Raw genomic sequence first — 227 nt, 5'->3', positions numbered from 1 at the left:
CAGCCGCCGACGATATTGAGAAAACCCGCTTGCGCCCATTCACGTATCTGTTTTGCCATCGTGTCGGCGTCGAGATCGTACTCACCAAAGGCGTTGGGTAGCCCGGCGTTCGGGTGCGCGGTGACGTAGCATTCCGCAATCCGTGACAGCTCCTGCACGTACTGGCGCAGTTCATCGGGCCCCAGCGCACAGTTCAGGCCAAAGGTCAGAGCTTCGGCGTGGCGCAA

General features: G+C 60.8%; 1 protein-coding gene. It reads right to left on the bottom strand.

The genetic code is table 11. The annotated features are described in order from the left end of the window. Positions 1-227: homocysteine S-methyltransferase family protein (locus tag HMPREF0549_RS09140; protein ID WP_154645775.1), on the bottom strand; the 227-nt coding region annotated here is incomplete at both ends.

It is taken from the genome of Limosilactobacillus vaginalis DSM 5837 = ATCC 49540 (assembly GCF_000159435.1).
GTDB lineage: Bacteria > Bacillota > Bacilli > Lactobacillales > Lactobacillaceae > Limosilactobacillus > Limosilactobacillus vaginalis.
Note: the sequence above shows the minus strand (reverse complement) of the source record. Positions and strands in the feature narration are given on the sequence as shown.